The following is a 3,185-nucleotide window of genomic DNA, read 5'->3' as shown; positions in this document are numbered from 1 at the left end:
AATATAAATATTAAATATAGAAAGTCGGGAAGCGCGATAGAAATACTCGAAATTGGCGACAGTATTATGATGACAATCATTCCATCCGCTTTCGGAACTTTGTCTACAATTTACGATAAAAAAAGAAAAAAGAAAATTTCAAAGGCTATGCTTCAAACTTTATCAATAATAGCCTACAAACAGCCGTTAACGAAAGCTGAAATTGACGATATAAGACAGAGCGACAGCGGTTATCATTTGAGAGTATTAATGGAAGACGGATTTATAGCTTGGAAAGGCAGAAAAGATTATTTGGATAAGAGACAAACTTACGGAACAACCGATAAATTTCTTATGCATTTTGGAATTAACTCTTTGGACGATTTGCCAAAATTAAGAGAATTAAAAGATTTAGAATTCAACAGAAATGAATAAAGTATGAATAACGAAGAAGCGATTAGGCTCGTAAAAGTTATATTGGAATCGGGATTTGCCAGCAGAAGAAAATGCGAAAAAGCGATAATGTCGGGAAGAGTTCGAGTAAATAATCAAGTAATATTAGAACCCGCTTATAAAGTAAAAAGAGGCGATACAGTTTCTTTAGACAGAAAAATCATAGAAAGACAATCAAAAAGATATATCGCCTTATACAAACCGCTCGGAGTGGTAAGCACAACGAAATATTTGCCCGGCAGAAGAATAATAACCGAATTTTTTAAGGGTGTAAAAGAGAGATTATTTTATGCGGGAAGATTGGACTCTGAATCTCGCGGAATTATGATTATAACGAACGATGGAGAATTCGCAAATATAATAACTCATCCGTCTTACGAAATATTAAAAGTTTACGATGTTGTCGTCAATGGAAAAATAGATTCTCAAAAACTGCTTGAAGCGAGCAAAGGAATAACGATTAAAAATATAAATTATTCGCCGTTTAAATTCAAAATATTATCGAAAGGAAGAATTCAAAGCAAAATAAGATTAACCATCAACGAAGGAAAAAATCGAGAGATAAGAAAAATATTCGAATATTTGGGTTATAAAGTAATCGATTTGGAAAGAATTTCCGTAGGATGCGTGAGTAAATATAGCGATTCGGCGGGAACTTTGGAAGCGGGGCATATAAGAGATTTAACAGAAAAAGAAATAGAATTTTTCTTTAATCAAAAAGATAAAAAATTAAAAGATATAGAAAATATTTTTTCGTCCGAAAACATTGAAAATTTTGAAAGCGTTGATAAAAATTTTAATCTTAATAATAATGAAGAAAAGAAAGAAAATAAACCAGCAGTTAAAAAACATAATAAATCAAAATGGGCAAAACCTCGTCATAAACGAACGAAATAAAATCGTATTATAAAATTATTTGAATGATAAATTAAAAAATAGTATTAGTTTTTTATTTTTTTGTTAAACCATTTTTCTATATGTTTTAATAATGATTCTGGACAGTTAATATTGTTAAATTCAACTTTTATATCTTTACCAAAATATTCTTCTATTATTTTATTTAGTAAATCCTTAATATATTTACCTATGCCTGTATCTTTTCCTTTTTTAGATATATTTATAGATTCTTCAAGTATATAATCTAAAATCTCTTTAGCACTTTTACTATTTTTAATTTTTTGTCTAAATGAGCTTATATTTTCTCGTATATACTTTTCTTCTTCATAATATTTTTTTAAGTTAGCTTTTAAAATATATTCACATATCGACTTATTAATTTCTTCTTTATTATTAAGAATAATTTTGTTTAAATTTTCATCTATAGTAGTTCCTTCTTCATCTTTTTTCATTGATTTTATTAGCGATTTTAAATTATCATAAATTAACCAATATCCTTCTATAGTAGCGTAGTCTGTATGCCATAAAATAATATTACCATTAATGGGTATATTTTTACTTTTTAGTGTGGCTTCATATTCTTCATACCTATCTAAATCCACATGAAAAATAATAAAACATTTTTTAGATATTTTAATTATTTCTTGATATATTCTGCAAATATCAGATTTTCTTGATGGCATTACCTGAATCTTTTCGTGGTATTCATTCGGTATCAATTTTTCAATTAGTGGCTTTTCATCTTCCGTTATTATAAAATAATCACAGTTTTCTTTTATGGCAGGCAATTCCCCTATATCATTAAAAAATATATCTTCTACTTCACTAATTTCGCATTTGTTAATACTTCCATATTTAGAATGGTAAAGATTATATTCATTTTTATTACTTTTATTAGTTATATATTTTATTGAGTTATATGAATGAGTGCTTATAAATATTTGCATATTATAATCTTTAGACCAATTCTCTAATAAATCCAATAATTTATGACATAGTTTGGCATGCAAATGCATTTCTGGTTCATCTAATATAAGTATTTTTGATTTAAAATAATGTTTATAAGATAATATATGTAATAACTGCAAAAAGCCTATACCCATTTGATGAATGGGGATAGTTTTATTTTCTATTTTGACATTAATTTGTATATATTCATTTATATCAACCGCATTTTCTTTAGGAAATTCTAACTCATATTCGTCTCCAAATAGAAATTTAAAATCTTTATTAAAATTATTTAAAATATCTTTTTCTTTACTTATTCCTAATAAAATATTTTTTAACACGGTATTGGCAGCATCAAAATTAAAAGCGTCTTTTATTATTTTTATTTTATTTTTATATGGTTCATTGTATATTATTCCTGATATACCTGGACAATAAATTGAATAAATATCTCCAAAATAATTTGTAAATTCTTTTATAACATTATAAAGCTCTTCTCCTTTATCAAAACTATTAATTAAATAGAATAAGTCAAAAGAATACGAAACATTATTATATTCGCTTATTACTATTTTTATATTATTATTAAAAATAAATTCAATTCCTTTTTTACCACTTTTTAAATCGGTTCTTTTTGGTAATTTATCATAAGCTATAGAACTTATATTATCAGTTGGATTGTAAATTAAATTTTCTTCTTTAAAAATATAAGAAATTTTTTCAGGATTATCCCTCTTAATTTTGGCTATATTACCTCTATTATTTATATTATCTTTTATAGAATATATAATAGTAAAAAAGAAATGAATAGCGCTTAAAAGGCTTGACTTACCAGAATTATTTTTACCAATAATTATATTTATATTATTAAAATCTAAATTAACCTCTCTAATTTTCTTATAATTGCA

2 protein-coding genes and 1 pseudogene are annotated in these 3,185 nt (G+C 25.5%); 2 read left to right on the top strand and 1 reads right to left on the bottom strand.

Annotation, left to right across the window (positions count from 1 at the left end):
• Together scpB and EZH24_RS09165 are read left to right on the top strand one after the other, a co-directional pair.
• On the top strand, nt 1-414 hold a 414-nt coding region (gene scpB / locus EZH24_RS09170), incomplete at its 5' end, for an SMC-Scp complex subunit ScpB (protein WP_137998859.1).
• Between the two features lie 3 nt (nt 415-417).
• A pseudogene (locus EZH24_RS09165) lies at nt 418-1,326 on the top strand (pseudouridine synthase); the annotation flags it as partial.
• 47 nt (nt 1,327-1,373) lie between these two features.
• Here the strand turns inward: EZH24_RS09165 and EZH24_RS09160 are convergent.
• The coding region (locus EZH24_RS09160) for an AAA family ATPase (protein ID WP_137998857.1) at nt 1,374-3,185 on the bottom strand (1,812 nt) is incomplete at its 5' end.

Source organism: Brachyspira catarrhinii (assembly GCF_005518285.1).
GTDB lineage: Bacteria > Spirochaetota > Brachyspiria > Brachyspirales > Brachyspiraceae > Brachyspira > Brachyspira catarrhinii.
Note: the sequence above shows the minus strand (reverse complement) of the source record. Positions and strands in the feature narration are given on the sequence as shown.